This is a genomic window from Clostridium sp. M62/1, assembly GCF_020736365.1.
GTDB lineage: Bacteria > Bacillota > Clostridia > Lachnospirales > Lachnospiraceae > Otoolea > Otoolea saccharolyticum_A.
In genome coordinates, this window is sequence record NZ_CP085988.1 from 2,291,050 (window position 1) to 2,317,202 (window position 26,153).

Sequence of the window (26,153 nt, forward strand, 5' to 3'; positions counted from 1 at the left end):
TCATGTTCTCTTTTTTTCTTTACTTTTTCTTATCCAAGACGTTCATGGCGCCGTTTATTGCGTTCTTGCCAACGGAGATACAACTTCTCTTTTAACTTCTTTTGACTTTCTGTTCTTTTTAGCTCCCTTCTATCTTCTTTAATCTTCTTCCTCTTTTATCCTCTTTCTGTCCCCTCTCCCCTTCATCCCTTTGGCTGTTTAATTCTAATTTATTCTTTCAATTCTTTTCTTTTAGCTGCTGCCGGCTCCTTAGCTCTCTTACCTGCTCTGCGAGGGGCCGTCTGATCTTTTTCCTTGTGATTTCTACCAGCCCCAGCTTCGTCATCTCTACCAGCACAGTCTTTACAGGGTCCCGAAGAAGCTCCAGTTCCAGAAGCCTCATTAATTCCTTCTTATCCTCATCGGCATCCATATCAATGAAGTCTACTATGATAATGCCGGAGAGGTTCCGAAGCTGCATCTGCCGGGCAATCTCCACTGCCGCCTCCCGGTTGATCCTGAGAATCGTCTCAGCCTGCGTCTTTTTCCCCGCATATTTTCCTGTATTTACATCAATTACGGTGAGAGCCTCTGTTGGCTCTATGACAAGATAGCCCCCTGATTTGAGCCACACGTGTTTTCCCAGCGCCTGCTCCATGGCAGTGTCCAGGCTGTAGAGCTTGGCAAGGGGGACCATAGTATCCTCATAGAAGGACAGCTTCTCCAGATCCTCTCTCTGATTCTCCTCCATATAAGTCCTGAGTGCGTCATAACAGTCTCTGTCGTCTGTCACAATCGCTTCCAGATTCTCCGCGTAGGTATCCCGGATACTGTTCACATAAGAAGGCTCGGATGAAGACAAAAGGCTGTAGCAGGTACGCCAGCCGGCTGTGGCAAAAAGGCGGCTTTTCCGCTCCTTCAGAAGCTCAAGCTCCCTGAGGATGCTCTGTATGTCTGCCTCTCTCGCGTTTGTCCTCACAATGATGCCGAAGCTGTCGTCCTTTTTCTCCTCCAGAATTTTCTTCAGACTTTCTTTCCAGGCTCCGTCCCTGATTTTTCCGGAAAAGCCTATCTGGTTTTTTCCAAGGGTCAGCACCAGATATTTTCCTGTAAAATTCAGGTTTGAGGTGAGCACCGGATCCTTGGTCTTTACGGCATCCCGTTCTACCTGGACGATAATTTCATCCCCCGCCTTCGGCAGACGCTCTTTTGCCCTGACAGGGAAGCCATCGGACTTTTTCATCCACCCTTCCTCAGTCCCATTCTCCTCGCCTTCTGTTTTTTTCCGGTTTCCCGCCTGTGCGGCAGCTATCTCATCAGTAAACAGGTGCCTTTTATTTTCCTTCAGGCTGTAGTAGCCTATCTGCCCGCTGCCCAGATCCACAAAGGCAGAATTAATATTTTTTACAATATTTTTTACCTTTCCGATATAGATATTCCCCAGGATTCCCCGGGAATCTGCCGGTTCCAGATTCAGAGAACGGCACTTGCCGTCCTCGGTAAGTGCCGTGAGAATCTGACCGTTCCATCTCGTAATCAGAAGCTTATTTGATTTCCTCTCCATAGTCCTCCAGAGCCACGAACCTGTGGCCGTTCTCATCTCCCTGATCGCCGTAAACTTCTTCCCTCTGAATCTGGAAGGCAAACGGCGGGTACTCCTGCCCCATGGACTCAAAGTAGGCGCCTATCACCTGCTCCGGCCGCACGTTGGCTGTACTTCCGGCAGAGATCTTCATAAAGATGCTCCCTGCTCCTGTTTTTCCTGAGCCATTGTCAATAGTATAGTCATAGATATAGGGCTTCAGATCCATCTCCTTTGTTCCCTTTTTCGTCTTTTTCACAACCTCGATGGAATCTCTCTTTAAAAACTCTGCCAGTCCGTCCCAGAACGCCTTCTCATCCTCCGGCTCATAGCCCTCCTTAAACCACATGGTATAGTCGGCTGCCGCCACCAGAGCCATGGCGTTTTTGGCAGAATCCGGAAGTCTCCGGTAGGACGTCACCGTGATCCCCTCCACATTGACAGCATTGATCCGGCGAACCATCTCTTCTGAGCTGTCTGTGTCAAGCACCTCAATATCCATGTACTCTCCATTGCTGGTGAGTCCCACGCCCAGAGGAGCGGCAAAGGACATGATCTGGTGAGGGCTGAATCCCTCGCTGTAGCGGATATTTACGTCAGCCCGGCGCATGACCTTCTGGAAATACCGCATAATGTCCAGGTGGCCGATAAATTTTACAGCGCCCTGCTTCCTGAATTTAATTCTTATTTTCATAGCAGACGCCTCCCTTATACTTTAATGCACCGCAGGCAGAACATTTCTGGCGGCAGTTCGGTGTAACCGTCTCATTCATGGCCTGGTTCCACTCCCTCTTTAAAAACTCCTTTGTCACTCCGGCGTCAATGAAATCCCAGGGGAATACCTCGTCCAGGGAGCGCTCCCTGAGGGTATAGAAATCCGGATCCACGCCGCAGGTTTCAAAGGCCTTCATCCATACGTCATTCTTAAAGCTCTCCGACCAGGAATCATAGAGGGCCCCATTCCGGTAGGCCTCCTCAATGACTGCTGCCACCTTTCTGTCTCCGCGGGCCATGACGCCCTCAAGGACCGTCACATCTGCCTCATGCCAGTTGTAGCGCAGGCTCTTGTGATTCAGCATGGACTTCATCCTGTCATTTACTATATGAGCCTTTTCCAGATACTGCTCCTTTGTAAACATCGTAGCCCACTGGAACGGGGTGAACGGCTTTGGCACAAAGAAGGAGGTGCTGGACACGACCTGCACCTTTCCGACTCTCTGATCCTTCGGAACTTTATAGTACTCCTCAGCCACCTTCTCAGCCAGCTCGGCAATCCCCTCCATGTCCTCCTTCGTCTCCGTCGGAAGGCCCAGCATGAAATAGAGCTTCACCCGGTTCCATCCCCCAAGGAAGGCATCGTGGGAGCCGCGGAGAATATCCTCCTCTGTCAGCCCCTTGTTAATGACATTTCTAAGCCTCTGGGAGCCTGCCTCCGGCGCGAACGTAAGGCTGCTCTTCTTCACATCCTGCACCTTGCTCATCACGTCCAGGGAGAAAGCGTCGATTCTTAAAGACGGCAGGGATACATTGACTCCTTTTCCGTCAAATTCATCGATGAGAAAGTTCACAAGGCCCTCCAGCTGCGTGTGGTCGCTGGAGCTTAAAGAGCTCAGGGAGATCTCCTCATGGCCGGTATTTTTTAACATCTTATAGGCCAGATCTTTTAAGTATTCAAGGTTCCTCTCCCTCACCGGGCGGTACACCATTCCCGCCTGGCAGAACCGGCAGCCGCGGATGCAGCCGCGCATGATCTCAAGCACCACCCTGTCCTGGGTAGCCTTGATAAACGGAACCACCGGTTTTTCCGGATAATACGTATCGCTCATTTCCATCACAAGCTGCTTTGACACCGTCTCCTTAGCATGGGGGTTGTTTGGAACCATCCGGTCTATGGTTCCGTCCTCCTTGTAGAATACATCGTAGAAGGCCGGCACATAGATGCCCGGGATCTCGGCCGCCATCTCCAGGAACTCTCTCCTGCTGCCGCCGTTTCTCTTGTTTTCCTTATACCGATCCAGAAGGTCAAAATACACCACCTCTCCCTCGCCCATGTAGAACAGGTCGAAGAACTCGGCAATCGGCTCCGGGTTGTAGGTACAGGGGCCTCCGCCGATGACAATGGGATCCTCCTCTGTCCTGTCGGCTGCGTGAAGCGGGATCTGGGACAGCTCCAGCACCTGGAGAATATTGGTGTAGCACATTTCATACTGAATCGTAATTCCGAGGAAATCGAACTCCTTTATTGGGTCCTGGGATTCCACGGCAAACAGAGGAATCTGCTTCTCCCTCATAATCCGGTCCAGATCAAGCCACGGGGAATACACCCGCTCGCAGTATACGTCCTCTCTTCGGTTGAACATATCATAGAGGATCTGGATGCCTAAGTGGGACATTCCGATTTCGTACACGTCCGGAAAGCACATGGCAAAGCGTACATCCACCTTTTTCGGGTCCTTCACTACCGAATTCACTTCGCCGCCGATATACCGGGCCGGCTGCTGGATGGACAGCAAAATTTCATCACTTAAAGCTAGTTTTCTCATAAAAATTTCCTTTTCTATTGTGTATTATACATAAAAATCCAAGTTGCATTCACGCAGTTGTCTGTTTAAAAAAGAACAGGGAGCGCGTGAGCTCTTTTGTTTTTCCATATCACACAACACAATCCGACACAATACAATACGGAGTATAATTATAAGTGTTTTTCCTGAATTAGGCAACCACCATTTCAGTAATAATCAGCCAGTTGACACGGTTCAGCCAAAAAGGCTGCCTTCCCTGTATCACGCCCGCTTTTGTCTTTGATATTCTGCATACCACCCTGCAAACCGATCAAGGCCTTCCCGGAGTCTGGTAAAAGACACAGCTCCAAATTCTTTTTCATATTCTGACATATCGGCATAGGTCTGATATACATCTCCCGGCTGCATGGGAAGATACACTCTCTCTGTATCTTTTTTAATTACCCCGTGCCTCTTCAGGCTTTCTTCCAGAAGGCAGACAAAATCCTCCAGCTTTTCCGGGTGACTGTTTCCGATATTGAAAATCCGAAATGGGACGCAGCCGTTTTCAGACTTCGGAGGGTGGCCGGATATTTTCAGGATACATCCGACCACGTCATCAACATAAGTAAAATCTCTCCGCATATCTCCATAATTATAGAGCGTAATGGGAATTCCCTTAACCATCCTCTCGGTAAACTTAAAATACGCCATATCCGGGCGTCCAAAAGGCCCGTACACTGTGAAAAAACGCAGGCCTGTAGCCGGGATTTTATACAGTCTGCTGTAGGCTCTTGCCAGAAGCTCGCCGGATTTCTTTGTTGCAGCATAGAGACTCGCGGGCGAATCTGTTTTGTCATCCACGCTGTACGGAATCTTTTGGTTATCCCCGTATACCGAGGAGCTGGAGGCAAATACAAGATGCAAAGGCTCTCCCTTTTCCCGAAGCGAACGGCAGGCTTCAAGAATATTAAAAAAACCAGCAATATTCGTTCTTATATACTCCTTCGGGTGATCGACAGAATACCTGACACCTGCCTGAGCAGCCAGATGGAGCACAAGTGAAGGTTTGTAATCTTCAAAAATCTGTGCAACCGCTTTCTCATCGGCCACATCAGCCTGTATAAACAGAAAACTGCTGCTTCCCCCTGCCTTCCGCTGTTTTTTCTGTTCTTCTTCTGCCAGAAACAGTCTTTCTCTTTTCAGAGCCGGATCATAGTAATCATTCAGATTGTCAATTCCGACTATCCGCACAGCCTTTCCTTTTTCTCTGAGCATTGCCATCGTAAGATGAAAGCCGATAAAGCCGGCCGCACCTGTTATTAAAACCGTCTGCTCAGCTCCCGATTCCTTCATATTCAACCCCCGCTTCCTCCATCTTTCTTCTGTCATAAATATTTCTTCCGTCCAATACCATAGGATTTCGCATGTATTCTGCAAACATCTTCGGTGCAATCTCCTGAAATTCCGGCCACTCGGTGAAAATAAAGCAGACATCCGCCTCCAAAAGCGCCTCTTTCCACCCGGACACGAGAGAAAGACGTCCATTCGCATCGCCTTCGCTTTTACAGAATTCCCGAAACTGGTTTCCGGCAGCCGGATCATATACCTTTATACTGGCGCCTTCTTTCAGAAGCTGCCTGATATTATCTATAGCAGGGGCCTCTCTCAGATCATCGGTTCCCGGCTTAAAGGCCACACCGAGAACGGCTGCATGGACTCCGCAGAATGTCATCAGTTTTTCTTTCGCCTTTTTCAGAAGTCTTGTTTTCTGGTTTTCATTGACGCGGATCGCAGCATCCACAGTCTGGAGGCTGCACCCCTGTTCTTTGGCAAGCCTGTCAAGAGCCTTTGTGTCTTTTGGAAAGCAGGAGCCTCCGTATCCGATTCCAGCCTTCAGAAACCTGGCTCCAATTCTGTCGTCAAAGGCCATGGCTCTCTCGATTTCTTTTATATCAGCTCCCAGAACCTCGCACAGATTTGCAAGTTCATTCATATAGGAGATTTTAAGTGCCAGAAAGTTATTGCAGGCGTACTTCGTCATCTCTGCCGATCTGCGGCTCATAGACACAATGGGAATGTCAAAGCTCTGGTAGACACGGCGCAGAGTTTCCTCGGCCTTTCTGCTCTGGGTGCCTATGACAATCCTCTGAGCCTTCAGCGTATCCCGTACTGCCGAGCCCTGAGCCAGAAACTCCGGATTAGACGCCACCTCTATGTCTACTCCGTGGCTTTTATACGCGCGGATCAGCCGTTCAACTCTGTCATTCGTTCCCACGGGAACCGTTGATTTTACTACTACAAGGCAATCCCTCTGTGCATGCTCCGCAATCTGCCGTGCTGCTGCCGCGATATAGGAAAGATCCGCGGAGCCGTCCGGAAGCTGAGGCGTTCCCACCCCTATGAAGATAACCTCAGCACTGCCGTAAGCCAGAGAAGGATCGCAGGTACAGTAAAATCTCCCTTCCCTCATATTTTTTTGCATCAGCTCCTCGAGTCCCTCTTCAAAGACCGGAGAATGGCCTGCTGTGATCTGATTTATTTTTTCTGCGTTGGTATCAAAGCAGGTAACCTGATGCCCCTTTTCTGCAAAACATACTGCGGCAACCAATCCTACATACCCTGCTCCCGCCACTGAAATTTTCATGCTTTTGCCTCCCCTGGCAAGCGGTTCTTTTTTGCCGCTTTTTTTCCAAAAACAGTCTGTTCCATCAGCAGTTCCCATTTCCTGCAGATTTTTTCTGAAGAGAATGCTGTTCTTACCTTTTCTGCCCGTGTTCCCAGCCTTTCCGCATACTCCGGATTCTTTATCAGACGAAGCATGGCTTCTGTCAGTTTTTTTCTGTTTTCGACGGGAACCAGCAGTCCGTTTTCTCCATTGCGGATTACAAGCCTGGCGCCTCCCGCAGGGCAGTCAGTACAGATACAGGGCAGCCCCAGGGCCATCGCTTCCAGCATGGAATTTGAGATCCCTTCGTAATCCGATGAAGATACAAACATGAAGGCATCTTTTATTCTTTCGTGAATATCCGGAGCAAACGGAAAAATTCTGATCCTTTCAGAGCAGGGAAGGGCAGCCGCCCGTTCCATAAGCTGCTTTTTCTCCGGACCGTCTCCGTAAATATGGAGTTCAAACGCTTTTTCCTCTTTTGAAACTTCAGAAAACGCATCTATCAGCAGGTTCAGATTCTTTTGAGACTCCAGCCGGCAGAAATTTACTATCACCTTTCTTCTCTCCCCGCAGTGAGGTGCGGGCAGATCCTGCCTGACCGGATTAGGAATAAGGAAACCTTTTCTCTGAATCCCTTTCGGAAAATATTGCTTTTCTTCCTCTGTCTGAAATACGACGGCATCTGCGCCTGAAAAAAATGTTCTGCACTGCAGATACAGCCAGGGCCTTCCTCTGTACTCAGCTTTCGGATCAATCCTCTGGGAGAGAATCAGTTTTCCGCCGAAGAATTTCCTGTAAAGCCAGGTATAGTCATAGCCCCGGTGGAGAGCCGCAGTCACCTGCACTCTGTTAGCCTTACAGTATGCACAGTACGCCTTCCACCGTTTTAAATGGCGGAGGAAAAAGTTTCCAGAGTCCGGAAGGCACAGGACTTTCACTCCCGGATAAACAGGGTAGGCGCCGTCAGGTTTGTAGCAGAGAATCCCCACCTGGTGGCCCCTGCGGCTCAGATATTCCGCCAGTGTAACCGTTACCCGCTCGGCGCCTCCCTTTCCCGTCTTGTAAACGATAAAAACAATATTCACTCCACTTCCCCCTTTCGGACGGTTTGTTGCCGCCATTCCTTATTCGGCCGCCTGCAGACTGACTTTTAAATCCAGAAGCAGATTCGCCGGTACGTCTTATAGTCTCCTGAAAGCAGCGCCCGGTGAAGCCTCCTGAGCGCCCGGCTGTTCTCCTGTCTGTCCTCTTTTGGAAATTCCTGTTTCACCGCATCTGACGTCAGAATAAAAATTTCTCTCTTCATTTTCTCGGGAAGGATGGCCTGCCGCTGAAAATTCATGGCTATCTGCCGGAGATAGTAATTTCTGTACTGGGATGTTTTTTCAATCCCTAATTTTCTCCTGTCCTCCGCCATTCTGAAAGTGATCCAGGTGCTGTCCACACACCTGTAATCAGATTTTGCCGTCTGGCTCCGGCTTTTTTCTCTGATTCTGTAGTAATACACCGGCTCAGAAACACACTGTATCTCACCTGCCATGGGAAGCAGAAGATGCTTTACAATACTGTCCTCATACAGATTCCCCTCCGGGAACTGGACCCGCTCAAAAAGCCTCGAATGATAAACCTTCGCACAGGTAATTCCGTAGAGATCGTAAATATTTTTCGGCCTTCCGTCTTCCAGCCGGTTTTTCGTGATTCTTCCTGTATTTTCGTGATAATAGGAAAAATTTCCCACCACCACATCAGCGCCCGTCTGTATGGCCCGTTTCATCAGGCGTTCCACCATAAGCGCGTCTACAAAGTCATCTGAATCCACAAAGCAGAGATAGGAGGCTTGTGCGCTGTCAATTCCTCTGTTTCTCGCGGCAGATGGACCTCTGTTTTCCTGATGAATCACTGAAATTTTTTCGTTTGAAAGAAAACTGGCGATTTTTTCAAAACTTCGGTCAGTAGTGCCGTCATCCACCAGAATGATCTGATATGGGATCTCTGTTTTCTGGTTTACCAGGGATTCTACGCACTGGTAAAGGTAACTCTCTGCCTGGTAGACCGGCACGATGATAGCCAGGTCAAATCTGTCATGGACGAAGCCGGCTCTGCTTTTTTCCCTGACAGCCGTGCTCCCCCTGTCAGGCGCCAGCTTTCTCAGTTCACCGGTTGAGACAGACGGCCTCTGCTTTCCAGGTGACGGCAGGCAGGGCAGAGCAAGCATCAGCTTGTTTATGCCTGTTTTTCTTGAAAGCGCTGTCAGCAATCTTCCCACCCTATCACCTCCTGATTTTCATTGACGAGGTCTTCTCAAACTCTCTCTCCCGGAATTTTATCTCCCGGATCCGACAGTATCTGGGGAGAGTCTTATTGACTGCCTCAACGCAGGCTTTTGCCTCTTTGCGGATTTCCTCCTGATTTTCTCCGATGTCTGACGGACTGCCGCAGTAAAGCTCCCCGCAGATTTTTCCATTTTCTTCATATACCACGGCCTCTCTGATCCACGGGCACAGCAGAAGTTTTTGTTCCAGCTCCTCAGGGCTGACATTCTCCCCGTTGCCCAGAATGATCAGGTTCTTTTTTCTCCCGCTTATAAAGAGGAAGCCCTCCTCATCCACCCGTCCCACATCTCCTGTAGCCAGCCATCCATCCGTGAGGGACAGGCCTGAATCATCCTGCGCATTGAGATAACCGGGGGTTACATTCCTTCCTTTAATGAGAATCTCCCCCTCCTCAATTTTCACCTGATTCCAGGGAGCTACACGCCCCACAGAGCCCTCCTTCCAGCTTTCCGGATCCGTGACAAGACCTGCCGTTTCTGTCAATCCGTACCGGCTGAAGATTTCTATCCCCAGATCCACACACTGCTGTTCCAGGCTTTTTTCAAGAAAAGCTCCGACGCTGTAAATTCTTTTTACCTCCGTTTTTAAATATCGTTCTAATTCCTTATCTTTTTTTCCTCTGAAAAGGAGCGTTTCCAGCATAGCCGGAACCAGGAGCATGGTATCCGGCCTCATGAGCCTGACTGTCCCCAGGAACTCTTTCATACTCGGACAGATACAGAGCGCTTTTCCGCTGTCAAAATCGTGGAGAGCTGCAGCGATCCCGCCGATATGGTGCAGAGGCATGCAGAGCAGCATTTTCCCCCTTGTTTCGTGTAGAGGCTCCACCGATGATGCCAGGAGGTTTCCCTGTGTCAGGATTACTGCCTTGCTCCTTCCTCCCGTCCCGGAAGAAAACAGAATGCACGCCTCTGCATCTTCCCCTGTGTATGGAAGTTCCGGCGTGCTTCCTGGTGTACCGTGGATTCCCGCGTATTCAGAAAGCTCTTCCAGAGCCTGTACAGGCACAGGAAAGGAAAGAACCCGTTCCCTGTTCTCCGCATCTGCCAGAACCACAGCTCCCTCTGTCTCCCGCACCTGCTGTTCAAGTATCGCTTCATCCAGATCCCTATTCAGCAAAACTGCCGTATTGCCGGAGCCAATGACAGCCCAAAGTCCGATAAGATAAGCATAGCTGTTCTGCCCCAGAAGGCAGATCCGCTTCCCCCCACCCTGCGGAAAAAGAGAAGCTGCCGCTTCTATCTCACAGACGAACTGTCGGAAGGATTTCTGTTTCATTGTTCCGTCTTCCTCATACATGACCGCAGTTTCTTCTCCCCTGCGCTCTCTCCAGCTGTTCAGCCTCTCCTTAAATGTCATGTTTCATCCTCCATTTGTCTGATAAGTTCCCTGCCAATCTGATCCGCGATCATTCTCTGGCCCTCACGGTTGGGGTGCAAGGCCTTTCCTGTCTCTTCATCCAAATCAACCATATACTGAGGGGTATCCTCATTGATCCCGCAGCTTCCGGAATCCAGAACTTTTACTCCGCAGGCATCCGCCGTCCTTCTGATTTCCTCATTCATCATTTGGCTCCACTCTTCTCCGATGCCGGGCGGGGCATAATACGTCAGAAGATAAATCTCTGCCTTCGGGTAGAGTTCTTTCAGACGATTCACCAGCCTGCAGTATGCGTCAAAAAATTCCTCCCTGGAAACACCCCGAAGAGAATCATTCCCCCCCAGCCAGGAAAAAATCACATCCGGTTCCTGATTTTCCTTTCGCAGAAGCTCTGGTCTTTTCTCATAGTATTCATCTGAAAAGCCATCGATTTCCAGATGCGTGACGCCTGAGCTGCCGCTGGCGTTCACTTCACAGAGATTCATGCCAAACTGACGGGCCGTCCGGTACCACCACATATCCGTTACATCTACATTCCTTCCATCATATTTGGAATAGTAAGGAATGCATTCTTTAGGAATATATCCTCCATAGGCACTTACGCTGTCAGCGATCACAGAGAGATTTTTACCTTTCAGCGGAGTATTCTCGCACTCTTTCTGCCGGCCCTTCACCTGAATGTCAATATCTTCCTGCTCTGCAGCAGACACACTGACATGGAGCTGCACTGTCCCGTCCGGAATTTCCGTTTTCCAGGTTCCCTCACCTGTTTCCCAGCGTCCAAGAACATTACCCTCCCCGTCGACAGCCCCTATAAGATGGCTTTCCTCTGCAGGAAACCTGATTTTCACCTGCTCCGGAATATTTCCCTGCTCATTCAGGCAGAGCACATAATTATCCCAGTCCCCGGATTTTACTTTTTCAGTCCTGCCGTCTTCTCCGAGGGCAAAATGAAACCCTTCCTGCACCTCATACAGAGCAGGCAGCCATCCTTCATCTATGGTTCCCCTTTCCCCAGAGACGCACCCGAACAATGCCAGAATCGTTACCAGCGCCGACAGGTATGCAGCAAGCCGTTTCAAAGCTGTTTTTTTTCTCATCTTTTTTTCCCTTTCCATCTCATATTCCAGTTTTTAAGCACAATACAGCCCAAGAAGATAAAAAGACCTCTTAATACCAGCAGCACCGCATACTTTGCGTAAATCCCCGGAAGCGGAAGTCTGAATACCCATTCCCACTGGAAAACGAGCATATCGATGGCGTGAAGGCACATAACCCAAAGGGAATAGCGCCCGATTGTCAGGAACGGACTCCAGAAGGCTGACGAGCAGTCAAACAGGAAAAAGCCTGCTTCTATTGCCAAAAAACTTCCGGCAAGAACGATCGCCAGCTCCAGGATCCACAGCTTCCAGATATTCTCATAAAATTTTGCATCTCCCACTAATGTTCCAACGCAGTAAACTGCCAGACAGACTCCATAGATCTTAACACTGTAATCCTTAAACAGAAGTTTGTGCTTCTTTAACAGCCATCCGCAGTACAGAAAAGCCGTACAGCACATGCTCTGGGGAATGCAGAAGGGAAAACGGATATCCGTCCATCCAAGAGCCATCCCCGCCGCGCAGCACAGAAGAACCGCCGCCGCCGTTTTTCCCCCTCCTCCCAGTTTCATAAACAGCTCCAGAAGAAGCCAGCTGTTAAACATGGCGATAAGATACCATAAGACCTGAATGGAGGATATCTGAATTCCTCCTACAGTCATATTGGAGGAAGCTGCCAGCAGAAAACCGGCAGCAGTCGAAAGAATATCTGTGGAAAAAACAGGATGTCCGCTCACTATATTCTTTATGCACAGAAGACAGACCGCAGCGGCTCCGGAGTAGGCATAGGGTTTCAGAAGATTTCTGGCCTGCTGAAAAAAACTTTTTTTCCACGGGGAAGGCCGAAAGGAATAACCGCTTATCAGAAACAGTAAAGCCAGACCGCAGGATGAGGTTTTCATCAGCCCTCTCACAAACAAAGGATACTGAAAGCCAGGAGTACACTTTTCTGCAATATAAATACTGTGAATGCAGACGATCAGGATCATTACGATTCCTTTATGTATGTCGAACATTCCAATGGAATTTTTCTTAATTTTCCGTTCCATGCTCTTCCTCCCCCATAAGCGAAAGAACCGCCTGATAATTTCTCCTGCAGTTCAGCCGATCTCTGAACTGAAAAAACTTTTCAGCCCTGCTTTTATAAGGTTCATTTGAGAAACCGTCTGACAGAGCCTCCTTAAGCCTTAGGAACAATTCCTCTCTTGTCCCGCACACAGGTCCAAATCCGTCCTTCTCAAAAGAAAAATATCCTTCTTTCAAATGCTTCCTTCTGTATTCTTCCCTGTCAAACTGGTAATAAATCAGCGGCTTTCCCATATATGCAAAGTCAAAAAACACACTTGAAAAATCTGTAATCAAAATGTCTGCCTGTATCAGCAGCTCCTGGACATCTGCCATATCCCGGCTGAGAATTTTTACCCGTTCGGAAGAGGCTTTGAAATAGGGTACGAATCTCTGCATCCGGTTATGCGGATAAAATAAAAGCTCGTCATCCTGTTTTCCGAGAAGCGAAAGGATCTCCCTGTCCTCCAGAATTTCCTGAATTTTTCTGAACCAGAGGCTTTTTTTCACCTGACTGACGCTCATCTCATCCAGCCCGAACCGCCAGGTCGGCATAAGCAGCACCGTTCTTCCTCTCTTTTTTTTCTCATGAGTTAAGGGAAGGCTGTCATATCGGCACAGGCCCAGAAGACGTACCACTCCCTCCGGATGGCCGAAGGTATTCTTCACAAACTCGTATTCTCTCACAGCAGAGCAGACGAACAGAGCAGGCGAGGTGTTCTTTCTGTAATAAAACGGCATTGGCTCCTTTATGATACCGTGCTGCAGAAGGACTCTCTTCCCTCTGATTTTTCCCTTTTTCTCATACTTCAGAAACAGATACAGGTCTGGAGAATACCCTACAATGTGGGTACTGATTTTAACCTCTGACAAAATCAACGCAAGAAAATGACGAAACGAACGATAGTTAATCACATTTCCCAATTCCTCGACTTTCTTTCTGTCGGGAGAGTTCTTCGATATAATATACCAGACGTTTCTGTCTGGAGCTGTCTGCCTTACATATCTGAAAAAATGATATCCATTGTCCCTTGCGTCCGTTCCCCGCTCCGCCACGATCCACAGATGGCAGAACTGCGGCGAGTTCTTTAGAAATACAGAGGCGGCGGATGCAGCCGCATACATGGCTCTGTAACGGATAAACCTCACCTTGTCCTGAAAATGTATCCACTTTTCGTACATAATTTTCCCCCTACGGCAGACGGCTGCCTTTCCTTTTTTCTATCCCTTCACGAATCAGACTGACCATACGCTCCGAGAGCATTTTAAATTCCTCTGTCCTGCATGTAAAAAGAAGCACTGACGGCAGATATACGGCTGTCACGCAGATTCCCCTGGCTATTAAACAGAGAAAACTCTCTCCCGGCAGAAAACCGCTTAACCAGTATGCTGCTCCCGCCGCAAAAGCTGCCAGGAAAAACCAGAAAAACCAGGTAAGAAAGTACTGGAAAAGCCTGATTTTCCATTTTTCCCTGATTCCATATCTCAGAAATACATACGGCTCTACCCAGAAGTTGGTCATCAGGCTGCTGAAAATCGTTCCCAGAATCACCCCGTCAATTCCCATCGGACCGGCAAGCCACACGGAAATAAAAAGATTTAGGGCCACCTCAAAAAAAGGTTTATATCTATCATACCAGAAAAGTCCCCGGGCATCCCGAAACTTTAAAGTGATCTGGCGCATACCCCAGATATAGAAATTAAGAGTAACAAGAAAAACCGTTCTCATGGGAAGAACATAGTTCTCTCCAAATACCAGACAGATAAAGGGGCTGAAAAGAGAAAATAAAGCTGCTGAACAGTATCCGAAAATCAGGTACATCAGATAATTCAGGGTTCTGTAAGTCCGGTACACCACCTGGGGCTGTTCCAGCGCAAACAGATTTCCGATTCCTGCCGTGAAAGCTCCGTACACATACGAACAAAGTGTTTTCACATGGTTCAGAACCATTAAATAATTAGAATAAACCCCCACCTGTACCAGTCCCACAAAGGCGGAGATCACCAGATTATCTGTATTCATTACAAGAATGGAACCCATCTTATGAAAAAACATCGCTCCGATTTTCCTGAATAACTCTTTTCTGACTTCCGGCCTGGCAGGAGGTCTCTTTTTTGTCCGGAGATACGGATACAGAGAATCTGCCTTTTTTGACAGAATCAGGTTTGTCAGCAGAGAACAGAAAATCTGCACTGCCAGATAGGCATAAAAACTGCCTGTGAGAAGCAATACAAAAATCTGCAGGACGGATTTTGCCATCTGGATTATCTGGGAACAGGCCGCATTGATATAGGCTTTCTGATCTGCCAAGATAATCGTCTGTTTATAAGAAAGCAGGTAAGATGCGGCAGAATTGCCCAGATACATAAAATAAATGAATCCGAGTCCCTCAATATCCGGCTGTTCTTTAATGAAGAGATCCATAAAAGGGAACAGGCAGATCCCCCCTGCAAGTACAGCTGCAGCTACTATTCTGTACAGAAGGCGGTAAAGATCCATGAGCTGCCCGATTGTCTCTTCATCTTTCCTCGCAAGAGGATCATAAAGGCTGTAGCACATAGCTGAGCCGATTCCCAGCTCTGCCAGAGACAAAATTCCCAGCAGATTGGAAAAAAGGCCGTTTACCCCCAGATATTCAGCAGAGAGGCACCGCACAAATACTGCCCTGGCCAAAAATGCCAGTACCAGGTTGGGAATCTGCCCGCCTACAGAGACAAGCATATTTATGATAGAATATTTTGTGCGCACCTGTTTTCCTCCTGTCCGGCTTTCTTCAAGTATTTACTGAATTTTTCCTAGGATCAGGTCGGCAAGTTCACCCACTGTTTCAACTGCCGACAGTTCTCTCTCCGGAATCCGTATCTGATTCTCTGCCTCCAGATCCCCAATCATGGAAAAAATCTCTACGGAAGCCATCTCCAGATCATCCATGAAGGAGCTGTCTTCTGTGATCCTCATTCCCGGATCCAGCTCCGATGCCTCTCGAATAGCCTTCTCAATCATCTCAACCATCGTTTTTCTTTCCATTGCTCTCTTTTCCTTTCTTTTTACTCAGTATCCTTCCGTCTGCCGTACTCTGCAGCATAGGCCAGAAGCACCACTGCCAGTGCAGAATTGGCGCTGAAACGATAGTACATATTCTCTGTCAGATAGCAGACAAAACAGTACACGGAGCAGGCTGCTGCAAAACAGGCGCAATCAGTGCCCGCATACTTTAAAAATCCTCTCACCTTATATATAAAATAAAAAAATCCCCAAAGAAGAAACCCGGCCATACCAAGCTCGATATACTGTCTCAGCATATCGTTATGAATATCACCGGCAAACTGGTACCCGACATCGATCAGCCCTCTTCCAATCATGTAGGAGACAAAGCCCATCCCTCTTCCGAGATAAGCCGGGCTGAAGCGGCAGTATTCCTTCATTACCCTGTACATTTCAATTCTTCCCATGGAATCGATATTGGCAAAATTGGAAATCGTTTCCAGCAGTCCGGAAAAAATCAGCCACAGATAAATCAGCCCGCCGGCGACAAGAAGCACGGAAAGAGCCGAAGCTGCTTTTCTCTTCCACTGTTTTGGAAAAACCATAAAAATCACCGCTACAGCAGCGGAGGAAAAAAGGGCAAGAATCGCACTTCTCTTGTATCCCATCAGAAAAAGAGGCAGACAGCATAAGGCCAGAAAAAAATTCCGCGCTTTATGCCGTTTCTGCAGCAACAGGTACAACAAAAAAAGACCCAGGCCGTGAATCAGACTGGCCTTTTCTACTGCCTTCATCATCGGCCCTGTAAGCTTAGAACCACTTTTAATCAGCACTGCATATTCGTAAAAAAATTCCCGGACTCCTCCCTGCAGTATCTGCCCTCCCGCAATCAGAAGAATAGCAGCCGCCAGGGAGGCCAGCATATAATAGGCCCCCCTGTGTCCAAAACAGTACACTGCACAGGCTCCAACGGTTATGGCAATCAGCTGGTAAACAGGGAAAAAAAGGCCTCGCGTAATAATCCTGAACTCTGCCAGATTGAAAACCCACAGTCCCATAGACCAGAGAAGGCTGAACAGATAGGGAGAGGCTGCAATAAGCGCAAGTTTTCCGATGTACGCTGCCCTGTCCACGTCAGGCCAAATCAGGAAACGCCAGAAGCAGATAAATATAAATGCAATTCCGGCCAGATAGGAATACATCAGGCCAAATCCTCCTAAAGTAATCCATCCGTCATACAGATAGTACATGGGAATTGTGCACATAAAAAAGAGAATCAACATCTGCCTTCACAGCCTCCCTACCTTTATGATACATTGTCAAGCATTCTTTTCAGCTTCTCCAGATGCCTTTCCACTTCTGCCCGGCCTGACTCGCTTACCTTCTCAGTATCCGTATTATCCTGGGTGACCTCCTCAGCCTTTATATGTTCCCCGGCATCCCTCTTTTCCTCGGTGCGGTGCAGATTCTGTTCACTGTTCGGACTGAAGCTTGAGGATATAGCCTTCAGCATCAATGGCTTCAGCTGATAAATCTCCAGTTTCTTTGCCTCTGCCACTCCTGCCGTATACTCTATCCTGCAGCGATGCTCACGGTTATACTCCCTGACTTTCTGACCAATATGCTCCAGATAATATTCGGCTCTTTCGGTGCCCATGCGTCCCGCGAAGATAATATACTGGCCGACTCCATTCAGCCCAAGGAAACACTCTTCCTCTCCTGAAAAGGTATCCCTGAGAATTTTTGCCAAGGCTTTCAGCATCTGATCCGTCTCATTTCGTCCTGATTCCTGATTTTTCTTCTGAATATCCGGAACTCTTATGGAAATACATACAAACTCATCAGAGAGAAATTTTGAAGCATTGGCTGAAATATAACGGTCACATGCAGCGCGGTTTGGAATCTCCATTGCCCTGTCATAGTAAATGCAGTACTCAAAAATATCTCCAAGCCTTCCAATTACTACAGCTCCCATGCAGCCCACAACTCCAAACACAGCCATGATCAGCCCTGCATATAAAGGAAGGCTGAAGGCAGGAGCAACGGCGATTCCGCTGACCAGGTTAATATTCTGCGCTCCTGCGTATTCATTATACTCTCTGTTTGTTTCATCTAAAACTTCATAGAGTCCATTCAGCTTCTCAGCCAGGCTGTCAATCATACTCTGCGCCGTTTCATCAACTGCCCCGGCATTTACAGGTTCTGGCACAGCCCCGGGAAGAATCTGAACTCCTGAGCCGTCCGCTATGGACTGCTCTGTGATCTGCATCTGTTCTGACGGCATACCGTTGTAGATTTCAATAATATAGCGGCAGTATGCGATGTCGATCAGTGCCGACTCATAAGAAGACCGTGCAGATATATAGCTGTCAAGCAGCTCATCGTATTCTACCGTCTGATCTACCCTCTGCGTTTCCTCGTTTTCGTCAGTATAATAACTATCGTGAACATCGTCCAGAATGTATTCAAAAGTGATGTCTGTGTTCCCCGACTCCCTCATCATGCCGACATAGGAGGAAATTACTTCATTGATAGACTGAATCTGCTCCTGGCTGACCGTATTGCTGAGAAGATAATCATTAATTCTGTTTTCATACTTGGCTATAAGGCTTTCTCGATCCTTTGTTACCCGGTTTTCCAGTATATAGGAAAATATATTGGAGGTTTCGATCTCGTAGAGAAGCTCAAATTCTCTTTTCAGATCGTCAAATGAATATCCCGTCTGGGCAGAGCGGAAATCTGACTCCTCCTGCGCCTTTTCTACCAGACCTGTGAGAGTGGTTGAAATAGAATTTTTCAGAATCTCAGCCATCTCCAGATAATCATAGTCCTGCTCTTTCAGCTTGGATATATCGTTGACAGCACTTCCTCTGTTAATATGGCTCTTCCCGTAAGACTGCACATACACATCCAGCATTTCATCCAAAAAGGTCCTGGCAAATGTCTCTTTATCGCCGGAATCTCTGGTAGCTGCAGTAAAAGAAACCACATATTCCACCGGCATCTCTTCCATCTCTTCTCCCAGGGAGGTTTTGGCCTCTTCAAGGGCTGCCTCCCCCTGAGTTCGCACTGGTTCTACCGTCACACGGGAGCGCAGATCATCAATGTTATGCTTGCTGTAATCCAAATCCAGATTTTCAAATACCTGGTTCAGAACCTCAGCTGAATAAATTTCCGAAACATCAATTTCGGTTCCGTCCGGTGCCAGCCCTTCCTTCGCTCCGCTGTTGGAATATCTGATAATGGCGCTGGCCGTATAGGTCTGAATATAATTTAATGCAAGGAAAGCAATAATGCCTGAAACCAGCAGACTGCCTACAATAATAAACCGGAATTTTCTTATATATTCCATCAGATTAAACGGTTTCACGCTCGTCCCTCCCCCTCATGCTCTCTTCTGGCTCTCCAGCTCTCCAGAATGCCACTGCTCCAAACATCACAGCTGCCAGTATGATACCCTTAAGCATGCATGATTTCAGCATATCAATTCTGTCAGGATAAGTTACTGTCAGATAAGAGCCGCTGTCGAATTCCTCCACTGCAGCAAGCGCCGTATCACTGAGAGCTGTGAGCTGCTGCTGAAGAGACAGCAGCATTTCCTCTGCCTTAGCCACTGCCGTATCTGTCTGGACACTATCCCTGAGCTGCGCAGCAGTATAGCTGTTATTTTCGATTTTGGAGAGCATCTCTTTTGATACATCAATGGCCTGATTAGCCAGATTAGAGAAATTGTCCACTCCGATCTTTGTCCTAGACATATAAAACTCTCCGGCAGTGTCCCTGGTGGGAATCAGAACAATGCTCGCCATATCCCGCTCATACATATCAATAGCTTCCAAATAGATTCTGTAGGCAGCTCTGTTTTTCAGATACTCAACATCCAGAAGCAGATTATCATAGTTCAGCTTTCCTATGTACTGCTCCCGATTTTTAGACAGCCCGTTTTCCAGGACAAAGGCATTGAAATTCTCCAGGGAAATTGAGCGGAAATTGCTGACTTTTTTCTCCAGAGAGCCGAAGCTTTCTCCTGTGGCCTGCGAGTGAAAACTGCTGTTTTCTTCTTTGCACTCTGCCATAAAATCCTGTATTCCTGCTGCTGCCGAGTCTAATATTTTGCCCGCGTCCAGATAATCCGCCTCTTTAAGACCGTCAAAATTCAGCTTCAGCCGATCTGTTTTTCGGGAATACTTCTCCATAATCATCTCCTCCAGCTGATCGATATAGCCGGAAAGCATCTGATTCGGCTCTGCATTGATTTTGCCGTTCTTTTGACTGAGCTGAACTACATATTCTGTATTAATATAGGGCTGCTCCAGAGAAACCTCCGTATCCGTTCTCACCGGTTCTACTTTCAAACATTCTTTTAACTGTCCGGTGGTGACCTCCGTAATCCCCTCTTCCTCTATTGTTTTTCCCAAAAGCTCTTCCGATGTCATTTCGGATACTGCAAATTTAGTCCCGTTGGGGTTCAGCCCCTGAGAGGCTTCAGGATAATTATAGCTGACAAAGCAGTATGGATTACCTCTGTAATCCAACAGCCAGGTAACGGCCCAGAAAGCAAAGTACAGCGCAAGACCTGATACTGTTAAAGCCGTGTGCCGTCTGAACCATTTTAAATTACTTTTCACCGTGCTCAGCTTATACCTTCTGCTGAATATTACATATCTGCACACAGCTGCTGCTCCTATCAGAATGGGAATCAGAACAGCTGCATCATTAAGCCAGCTTACAACCAAGTTTCATCCCTCCTCCTGTTCATTTTCCGGTACCAGCTCAATCACCGTAAGTTCCGGCTGATTATTAATTCTCGGAATCCAGCCGTGGTTTCCCAGACCTCTTGATACAATCAGCGTTCCTTTTTTCAGTCTGTATTTTCCTCCGCTGTACTTCGGAAACAGGCCGTCATCCGGATGATATAAACCTCCGATTCCTGGAATTCGTATCAGCCCTCCATGATAATGTCCGGCAAGGGCCAAATCTATATCTGCCTCGCTAAGCGTACTGTAATAAAGAGACGGATAATGAGACAGCAGTATTTTATAGGTTTCTCTTTTCTGGAACTGCTCCACAGATACTGCCGCCCAGCGCTCATAATTTTCTTCTGAAACAGAAATTCCCATTAAGGCCAGTTCATTTCCGTTTACCTGAATATCAACAAAATCATTATAGAAAAAATGAACGCCCTTTTTCTCCAGATATGCGTCAATCGGTACCTTAATACCATCTTTTCCATACCGCATTAAAATGCTTTCATGGTTTCCATACTGATAATAGACGGGAGCAATCTCTGTAAGGTCTCCGCACAGATTAACGGCAGCACTTACATCAGTATCTGTACTGTTTACCATATCTCCTGTAATGAGAATTAAATCCGGTCCAATCTCTTTTATTTTTTCAATCAGTCTCTGATTTCCAGAGCCAAATTGACGACTGTGCAGATCAGACAGCTGAACCAGACAGACCGGAGCAATTATTTTAGGAGAGGGGCAGGTATAAAAAGAAATCCCTATGGTTCTGTTTACAACTAAAATATTGTAAAAAATTATTATAAGCAGGGTGAGCAGGAACAGAATAAACAGTGCCGGAGCTGTCCGGATACTGCGCTTTTGACGTTTTCTCCTCTGTATCTCCTCTATCTGCTCTCTTCTCAGTTCCTCTAATGTGCGGCTCATTCAGTCCCCTCTATAATCTCCATTCCTCCATGCTTATCTCCTTCGTCCAGTGAAGCTGCCGCCTCCTCCTTTGCTCTTTTTTCCAGAAGGATTTCCTGGGTGGAATGGCTTAGCTCAGCAGGCATCTGCCGCAGCATATTCTGCAGCTGTTCCTGGATAACAGAAATTTCCCTCTCGACCCTTGCAATACTTTCCCTGCGTTTTCGAAGAATTTCATTTTTGGCATTTTCCATAAGAAGCTCTGCTTTTTCTCTGGATTCTTTTAATAGCCGCTCTGCCTCTGTCCGCTCCGATTCTGCTGCCTTTTTCTGTCTGTTTATCTCTTTCTCAGCCTCTATTCTCGTCTGGCGGATCTGCTCACCATTTTCTCTCATCCTTTTCTCGCAAAGCTGCCTGGTCTCTTCCTCCATTTCATTTTTCCGCTTCAGACCGTCTTCCTTTGCCTGTTCTAAGAGCTGATCTGCCTGCTGCCTGGCATTCTCAAGCACCATCTGGGATTCTATCCGCGAGTCCAGAAGCAGTTGTTTAACTGCATCATAACTTTCGTCGTATTTCTTGGCTTTTTCTTTCAGCTCCTTCAGTTCTTCCTCCCCTGGAATTTCTTCAATATAAACCGGCAGCTGGGCCTGCCTTTCCAGCTCCTGCTGCTCTCTTTCTTTTCTTTCCTGCTCCCTTTCCTCCTGTTCCTTCCTCTGTTTTTCTAAAAGCTCCTCCACGGATTTTTCCAGAAGTCCTGCAGACTCCTCCACAGATCTAAGCCGTTCTATCTCCTTTTCCAGCTTTTCTATATAAGCTTTTACGTCATCTTTGTTATATCCTCCCACCATAGAGGTACGAAATAAACTGTCATTTTTCATTTTGTCTTTCCTTTCTTCTGATACTTATTGATTCCTTCGCTGCAACCGTTATTTGGCGTCAGACAACTTCTGTAAATCCTTTTAATTCTGCTGCAGCATGCCTCCATTGAAAAATCTTTTTTAACGGTCTCATAGGCACGACGGCTCATCTCCATCCTCAGCTGCGGATCCTCGCACAGTCTGCAGATATATTCTGACAGTGCCTGCTCATCTCCAGGTTTTATCAGATATCCGTTTACTCCGTGTTGGATTACTTCCGGTATGGAAGCTACCGAGGTACTAATATTGGGAATTCCCTCAGCCATCGTCTCCAATATACTCATAGGGAGCACTTCTCTCCGTGACGGCAGGACATGAATGCTGGCCCGCCTGAGGAGCTTTGATTTTTCTTCACCGCTGACCCATCCCACATGTCCGGTTATATCATCAATTTTACAATCCTTCACAGCTCTGTCTGCCTCCTGAATTTCACCGTCCCCGCACAGCCAGAGAGAGGTTCCTTCGGGAAGCAGCTCCCTCACACGCCCCACTGCCCTGATCAGGTCATATGTTCCTTTTCTCTCCCCCAGTCGCCCTAAGGTTACAATACATCCATCACCGCCTCTGTAGGGATTCTGCGCTGGAACACACACTGCATTTGCCACAGCTTCCGTTCTGGCATTTGGAAAAAAACGCTTAAAATTTTTTTCAGCTGTATGGGACAGAAGGATATTGCAGTTTACCTGTTCCATTAAACGCCTTACCCGCCTCTTCTTCCTCTCAGGCAGACTTATGTAAAAGTCAAAAAATTCCGCTCCGTGGTGATGCAGGATCACAGGTCTTTTAAAAAGTCTGGCCAGCCCTGTAACGGCAGCCTTACGGTAAACACTCCCTCTTTCAGACACATGAAGATGAAGCAAATCAGCCCGGCCGGATAAAAGTATATATACAAGTCTTATGTATGATTTCAGAAAGCAGAAAATCTTCTTTCTTTTGCTTCCCTCTGTGTGGGTAATCAGAAGTTCCAGATGAAACTCTTCCCAATCCCTGTATTCCAGATGGTTTTTTATTACAGACACCATTCCGCCACGGACAGAGTATGGATCCGAACCAACTACTAATACCCTTTTTTCTTTCATTTCCTTTTCCCCATCCTGTTATCCCCTCCGTTCCTGCCTCGGACGATACTTCCATATGAGTCTGAAAATCCTCATATCATCGATAAAATATCTTTTAAACAGACGCCTCGGCTCCATCAGGAACCGGAAAAACCACTCGAACCCCAGGCTTCCCAGCCATTTAGGACAGCGCCTTACGTTTCCAGCTAAAAAATCCACTGTCGCCCCGGCGCAGATGGTCACCGCAGCTCCGCAGTTCCGATAATAGTCATACACAAACTTTTCCTGTTTTGGACATCCTAAACAGACAATCAGAAGTTCCGGCGATTTATCCTTAATAGTCTTTTCTATGTACTGAAGCTCTTTTTTGTCGTTCTCAAAGCCCAATGGCGGCGAATAAGTTCCGCATATCTGAATATCCGGAAACTTTTTTCTCAGATTTTCAGCTGCTTTTTCCGGGACTCCTGAAGCTCCGCCCAGAAAAAAAATTCTCCAGCCTGCCATAGCAGCCCTGGCGCACAGCTGAGGCACCAGATCCGAGCCCGCTACCCGCTCCTTTAGAGGCATTCCAAAAAGTCTGGAGGTCCATATGACAGGCATTCCGTCTGCAAAGGCCAGATCCGCTCTGTTTAAAATCTGTTTAAGTTTTTGATCTCCGTCCGCTTTTATCACGACATCTACATTGACAAATACTACATAGGATATCTCCCTATTCCAGAGCCTTGCTTCAATGGCATTTAAGGCTTCTTCCTTTGTCATACTGTCCATCTGTATATCCAGAATTTTTACTCTGCCAGATACAGGCGTTTTTCTACTCATCATAGCCCCTCCCCATTGCCCATTCTGTAAATACGGCTCCAGCAATACTGTATTTAACATACTCTATCAAAGAGCAGGATTCTGATATTCCAGATATAAAACGCAAGAAGGCACTGAAGAGCCGCGCAGCAGCGCGGCCCTCAGTGCCTTCCTATAAACCGTATATACCCCAAAAAAGCAGACTCTTACCTGTCTGTCTGTCTGTCTGTCTGTCTGTCTGTCTGTCTGTCTGTCTGTCTGTCTGTCTGTCTGTCTGTCTGTCTGTCTGTCTGTCTGTCTGTCTGTCTGTCTGTCTGTAATTATACCGGATTGCTGTCATCCTGTCAAATCCCCCAAAAAATAAACTTATTCTAAGTTTACTACATTGAAAAAAAACTGTCAATAAATGTATGCTTCAGGAGGCGATAAAATAAACCGAGGCATCGTCGGATTCCCGTTTTCCTGCACAGAATGGCCGGTTCAGGCCGCAGTATTCTGCCCCTGATTTCAAACCTTCCCCGCTCCTTCTGCATACACTGTTATATAGCCTTACGAACAGGAGATCTGAACTATGCCAGTGACAGCAGCTATCACACCGCTCCACATTCTCTATCTGATCGGAGTGGTTTCAATTCTGGCCGTCATGATACTGCGGCTTGACACACCTATCGTCTGTATCGCCTTTCTCTTTCTCATCGGCTCCATGGAACTTCACTCACTTATGGGAGGGATACAGACTGTATTTAACGCCATTCTCTACGCGTCCAGAGAATTTATGGAGATTATTGCCACCATCGCCCTTGTAACGGCTCTCTCCAAGTCGATGAGCGATCTGGGAAGCGATCGGATTCTCATGGCCCCCATGAAGCGGATCATGAGAAATCCCTCCCTCACCTGGTGGATTCTGGGAATTACCATGTTTCTCTTTTCACTCTTTCTCTGGCCTTCCCCCTCAGTAGCCCTGATCGGCGCCATCATGCTCCCCTTTGGCGTGGGCTCCGGACTTTCTCCCCTGTTTGCGGCTATGGCCATGAATCTCTTTGGGCACGGCTTTGCCCTGAGCTACGATCCGGTAATCCAGGGTGCTCCTGCCGTCTCCGCCTCTTCAGCCGGAATCCCGGCCGCTGATATTCTCACAGAGGGGAGGCCGCTGTTTCTTGTCATGGGAGCTGTCACCGTTATCTCTGCCTATCTGCTGAACAGAAAACAGATTGTGGCAGGCTGGCAGAAAGCAAAGGACCAGACAGAGGAAGGATATCAGATACAGGCTCTTTCACAGACAGATGCAAAAGAGCCCGGCAGCCCCCGCAGAGCCGCGGTGATCCTTGCCTTAGCCGTCCCGTCAGCCTTTCTTGCAGATATTCTTGTCATGCTGGCCTTTCATCTGAGCGGCGGGGACGCCACCAGCATTGTATCCGGGACAGCCGTGCTTCTCATGTGCCTCGGCTCAGTGCTGGGTTACGGGAGACGCTCTCTGGAAAAGGTGACCTTTTATCTGACAGAGGGCTTTCTCTTTGCCATACGGATCTTTGCTCCCGTCATTGTAATCGGAGCCTTTTTCTTTCTGGGAGGCAGCGGAATCACTGTGATTCTCGGTGAAGAGTACCAGAGCGGAATCTTAAATGACTGGGCCCTGTGGCTGGCAGGCCACGCCCCTCTCAACCAGTATATGGCCGCAGCTCTTCAGCTTCTCGTCGGAGGCCTCACGGGACTTGACGGCTCCGGCTTTTCAGGGCTTCCTCTGACCGGCGCCCTCGCCCAGACCTTTGGAACAGCCACAGGGGCCTCTGTCCCTGTTTTAGCTGCTCTGGGACAGATCGCTGCGATCTTTGTGGGCGGCGGAACCATCGTCCCCTGGGGCATCATCCCGGTGGCGGCTATCTGCGGGGTAAGTCCGTCGAAACTGGCAGGGAAAAACCTTCTGCCCGTCTGTCTGGGCTTCCTGGCCGTCTTTGCCGTCTCCTGCTTCCTGCTGTAGCTTCGGCTGCGGCAGCCGATCCGGCCAGAAGACATGTGCGGCCTGTTTAAAAACAAAACCAGTCAGAGGAGCAGCCGGAAGATACGGCAGAGTCTTTCCCGTCTGATTCAGCCGTAAACTTTTAAACGATTCAGCTGTAAATTTATGAATTCAA

Annotated in this window: 21 protein-coding genes; 1 reads left to right on the top strand and 20 read right to left on the bottom strand. The window is 47.9% G+C overall.

The genetic code is table 11. From position 1 onward, the window contains the following. Positions 1-217 precede the first annotated feature (217 nt). The 20 genes from LK436_RS10710 to LK436_RS10805 form a co-directional block, all read right to left on the bottom strand. Positions 218-1,543 (bottom strand): ribonuclease E/G, encoded by a 1,326-nt coding sequence (locus tag LK436_RS10710; RefSeq protein WP_008398296.1) that lies wholly within the window; start codon positions 1,541-1,543, stop codon positions 218-220. Then, positions 1,524-2,255 (bottom strand): TIGR03936 family radical SAM-associated protein, encoded by a 732-nt coding sequence (locus LK436_RS10715; protein ID WP_008398297.1) that lies wholly within the window; start codon positions 2,253-2,255, stop codon positions 1,524-1,526. Before LK436_RS10715 ends, LK436_RS10710 begins: the two co-directional genes overlap by 20 nt. Further along, complete coding sequence (locus tag LK436_RS10720) at positions 2,239-4,104, bottom strand: TIGR03960 family B12-binding radical SAM protein (RefSeq protein ID WP_008398298.1); 1,866 nt, start codon at positions 4,102-4,104, stop codon at positions 2,239-2,241. Before LK436_RS10720 ends, LK436_RS10715 begins: the two co-directional genes overlap by 17 nt. A gap of 240 nt (positions 4,105-4,344) precedes the next feature. Next, positions 4,345-5,418, bottom strand: coding sequence for an NAD-dependent epimerase/dehydratase family protein (locus LK436_RS10725; RefSeq protein WP_008398299.1), 1,074 nt, complete (start codon positions 5,416-5,418; stop codon positions 4,345-4,347). Then, positions 5,399-6,709, bottom strand: a complete 1,311-nt coding sequence (locus tag LK436_RS10730) for a UDP-glucose dehydrogenase family protein (RefSeq protein ID WP_008398300.1) — start codon at positions 6,707-6,709, stop codon at positions 5,399-5,401. Before LK436_RS10730 ends, LK436_RS10725 begins: the two co-directional genes overlap by 20 nt. After that, complete coding sequence (locus LK436_RS10735) at positions 6,706-7,818, bottom strand: glycosyltransferase (protein ID WP_227910036.1); 1,113 nt, start codon at positions 7,816-7,818, stop codon at positions 6,706-6,708. Before LK436_RS10735 ends, LK436_RS10730 begins: the two co-directional genes overlap by 4 nt. A gap of 65 nt (positions 7,819-7,883) precedes the next feature. Continuing rightward, the gene (locus LK436_RS10740) at positions 7,884-8,999 is read right to left on the bottom strand and encodes a glycosyltransferase family 2 protein (protein WP_044931506.1); all 1,116 of its coding nucleotides are present in this window, start codon (positions 8,997-8,999) and stop codon (positions 7,884-7,886) included. A 4-nt stretch (positions 9,000-9,003) separates the two neighbouring features. Further along, a complete protein-coding gene (locus LK436_RS10745; protein ID WP_008398303.1) occupies positions 9,004-10,425 on the bottom strand; it encodes a class I adenylate-forming enzyme family protein in 1,422 nt (473 codons plus the stop codon). Beyond that, complete coding sequence (locus LK436_RS10750) at positions 10,422-11,546, bottom strand: SGNH/GDSL hydrolase family protein (protein ID WP_147594771.1); 1,125 nt, start codon at positions 11,544-11,546, stop codon at positions 10,422-10,424. Before LK436_RS10750 ends, LK436_RS10745 begins: the two co-directional genes overlap by 4 nt. Beyond that, entirely contained in the window at positions 11,543-12,595 is a 1,053-nt protein-coding gene (locus tag LK436_RS10755; protein ID WP_008398305.1) for an acyltransferase family protein, read from the bottom strand. Before LK436_RS10755 ends, LK436_RS10750 begins: the two co-directional genes overlap by 4 nt. Further along, positions 12,579-13,793 carry a CDP-glycerol glycerophosphotransferase family protein gene (locus LK436_RS10760; RefSeq protein ID WP_008398306.1) on the bottom strand — a complete coding sequence of 405 codons (1,215 nt, stop codon included), beginning with the start codon at positions 13,791-13,793 and terminating at the stop codon, positions 12,579-12,581. Before LK436_RS10760 ends, LK436_RS10755 begins: the two co-directional genes overlap by 17 nt. A 10-nt stretch (positions 13,794-13,803) precedes the next feature. After that, positions 13,804-15,360, bottom strand: coding sequence for a lipopolysaccharide biosynthesis protein (locus tag LK436_RS10765; protein WP_044931507.1), 1,557 nt, complete (start codon positions 15,358-15,360; stop codon positions 13,804-13,806). A 33-nt stretch (positions 15,361-15,393) separates the two neighbouring features. Further along, complete coding sequence (locus tag LK436_RS10770; RefSeq protein WP_008398308.1) at positions 15,394-15,639, bottom strand: acyl carrier protein; 246 nt, start codon at positions 15,637-15,639, stop codon at positions 15,394-15,396. A 20-nt stretch (positions 15,640-15,659) separates the two neighbouring features. Next, positions 15,660-16,880 (bottom strand): O-antigen ligase family protein, encoded by a 1,221-nt coding sequence (locus tag LK436_RS10775; RefSeq protein ID WP_008398309.1) that lies wholly within the window; start codon positions 16,878-16,880, stop codon positions 15,660-15,662. 23 nt (positions 16,881-16,903) lie between these two features. Then, positions 16,904-18,967, bottom strand: coding sequence for a diguanylate cyclase (locus LK436_RS10780; RefSeq protein ID WP_044931509.1), 2,064 nt, complete (start codon positions 18,965-18,967; stop codon positions 16,904-16,906). Then, entirely contained in the window at positions 18,954-20,333 is a 1,380-nt protein-coding gene (locus LK436_RS10785; RefSeq protein WP_008398311.1) for a hypothetical protein, read from the bottom strand. Before LK436_RS10785 ends, LK436_RS10780 begins: the two co-directional genes overlap by 14 nt. 3 nt (positions 20,334-20,336) lie before the next feature. Beyond that, the gene (locus LK436_RS10790) at positions 20,337-21,269 is read right to left on the bottom strand and encodes a metallophosphoesterase (protein WP_008398312.1); all 933 of its coding nucleotides are present in this window, start codon (positions 21,267-21,269) and stop codon (positions 20,337-20,339) included. Further along, positions 21,266-22,126 (bottom strand): hypothetical protein, encoded by an 861-nt coding sequence (locus tag LK436_RS10795; protein ID WP_008398313.1) that lies wholly within the window; start codon positions 22,124-22,126, stop codon positions 21,266-21,268. Before LK436_RS10795 ends, LK436_RS10790 begins: the two co-directional genes overlap by 4 nt. Beyond that, complete coding sequence (locus LK436_RS10800) at positions 22,123-23,244, bottom strand: glycosyltransferase family 4 protein (protein WP_008398314.1); 1,122 nt, start codon at positions 23,242-23,244, stop codon at positions 22,123-22,125. Before LK436_RS10800 ends, LK436_RS10795 begins: the two co-directional genes overlap by 4 nt. Before the next feature lie 18 nt (positions 23,245-23,262). Beyond that, entirely contained in the window at positions 23,263-24,045 is a 783-nt protein-coding gene (locus tag LK436_RS10805; protein WP_227910038.1) for a WecB/TagA/CpsF family glycosyltransferase, read from the bottom strand. A gap of 547 nt (positions 24,046-24,592) precedes the next feature. Here LK436_RS10805 and LK436_RS10810 point away from each other — a divergent pair. Further along, positions 24,593-25,999: a hypothetical protein gene (locus LK436_RS10810; RefSeq protein ID WP_008398318.1), complete on the top strand. Its 1,407-nt coding sequence runs from the start codon at positions 24,593-24,595 to the stop codon at positions 25,997-25,999. Positions 26,000-26,153: the final 154 nt, after the last annotated feature.

What these genes read in the sequence shown, in the direction of transcription:
- LK436_RS10805 (WP_227910038.1), bottom strand. Translation starts at nt 24,045, where the DNA reads ATGATGAGTAGAAAAACGCCTGTATCTGGCAGAGTAAAAATTCTGGAT.
- LK436_RS10715 (WP_008398297.1), bottom strand. Translation starts at nt 2,255, where the DNA reads ATGAAAATAAGAATTAAATTCAGGAAGCAGGGCGCTGTAAAATTTATC.
- LK436_RS10770 (WP_008398308.1), bottom strand. Translation starts at nt 15,639, where the DNA reads ATGGAAAGAAAAACGATGGTTGAGATGATTGAGAAGGCTATTCGAGAG.
- LK436_RS10790 (WP_008398312.1), bottom strand. Translation starts at nt 21,269, where the DNA reads ATGAGCCGCACATTAGAGGAACTGAGAAGAGAGCAGATAGAGGAGATA.
- LK436_RS10720 (WP_008398298.1), bottom strand. Translation starts at nt 4,104, where the DNA reads ATGAGAAAACTAGCTTTAAGTGATGAAATTTTGCTGTCCATCCAGCAG.
- LK436_RS10775 (WP_008398309.1), bottom strand. Translation starts at nt 16,880, where the DNA reads ATGTTGATTCTCTTTTTTATGTGCACAATTCCCATGTACTATCTGTAT.
- LK436_RS10810 (WP_008398318.1), top strand. Translation starts at nt 24,593, where the DNA reads ATGCCAGTGACAGCAGCTATCACACCGCTCCACATTCTCTATCTGATC.
- LK436_RS10710 (WP_008398296.1), bottom strand. Translation starts at nt 1,543, where the DNA reads ATGGAGAGGAAATCAAATAAGCTTCTGATTACGAGATGGAACGGTCAG.
- LK436_RS10800 (WP_008398314.1), bottom strand. Translation starts at nt 23,244, where the DNA reads ATGAAAGAAAAAAGGGTATTAGTAGTTGGTTCGGATCCATACTCTGTC.
- LK436_RS10725 (WP_008398299.1), bottom strand. Translation starts at nt 5,418, where the DNA reads ATGAAGGAATCGGGAGCTGAGCAGACGGTTTTAATAACAGGTGCGGCC.
- LK436_RS10730 (WP_008398300.1), bottom strand. Translation starts at nt 6,709, where the DNA reads ATGAAAATTTCAGTGGCGGGAGCAGGGTATGTAGGATTGGTTGCCGCA.
- LK436_RS10755 (WP_008398305.1), bottom strand. Translation starts at nt 12,595, where the DNA reads ATGGAACGGAAAATTAAGAAAAATTCCATTGGAATGTTCGACATACAT.
- LK436_RS10750 (WP_147594771.1), bottom strand. Translation starts at nt 11,546, where the DNA reads ATGAGAAAAAAAACAGCTTTGAAACGGCTTGCTGCATACCTGTCGGCG.
- LK436_RS10745 (WP_008398303.1), bottom strand. Translation starts at nt 10,425, where the DNA reads ATGACATTTAAGGAGAGGCTGAACAGCTGGAGAGAGCGCAGGGGAGAA.
- LK436_RS10760 (WP_008398306.1), bottom strand. Translation starts at nt 13,793, where the DNA reads ATGTACGAAAAGTGGATACATTTTCAGGACAAGGTGAGGTTTATCCGT.
- LK436_RS10795 (WP_008398313.1), bottom strand. Translation starts at nt 22,126, where the DNA reads ATGAAAAATGACAGTTTATTTCGTACCTCTATGGTGGGAGGATATAAC.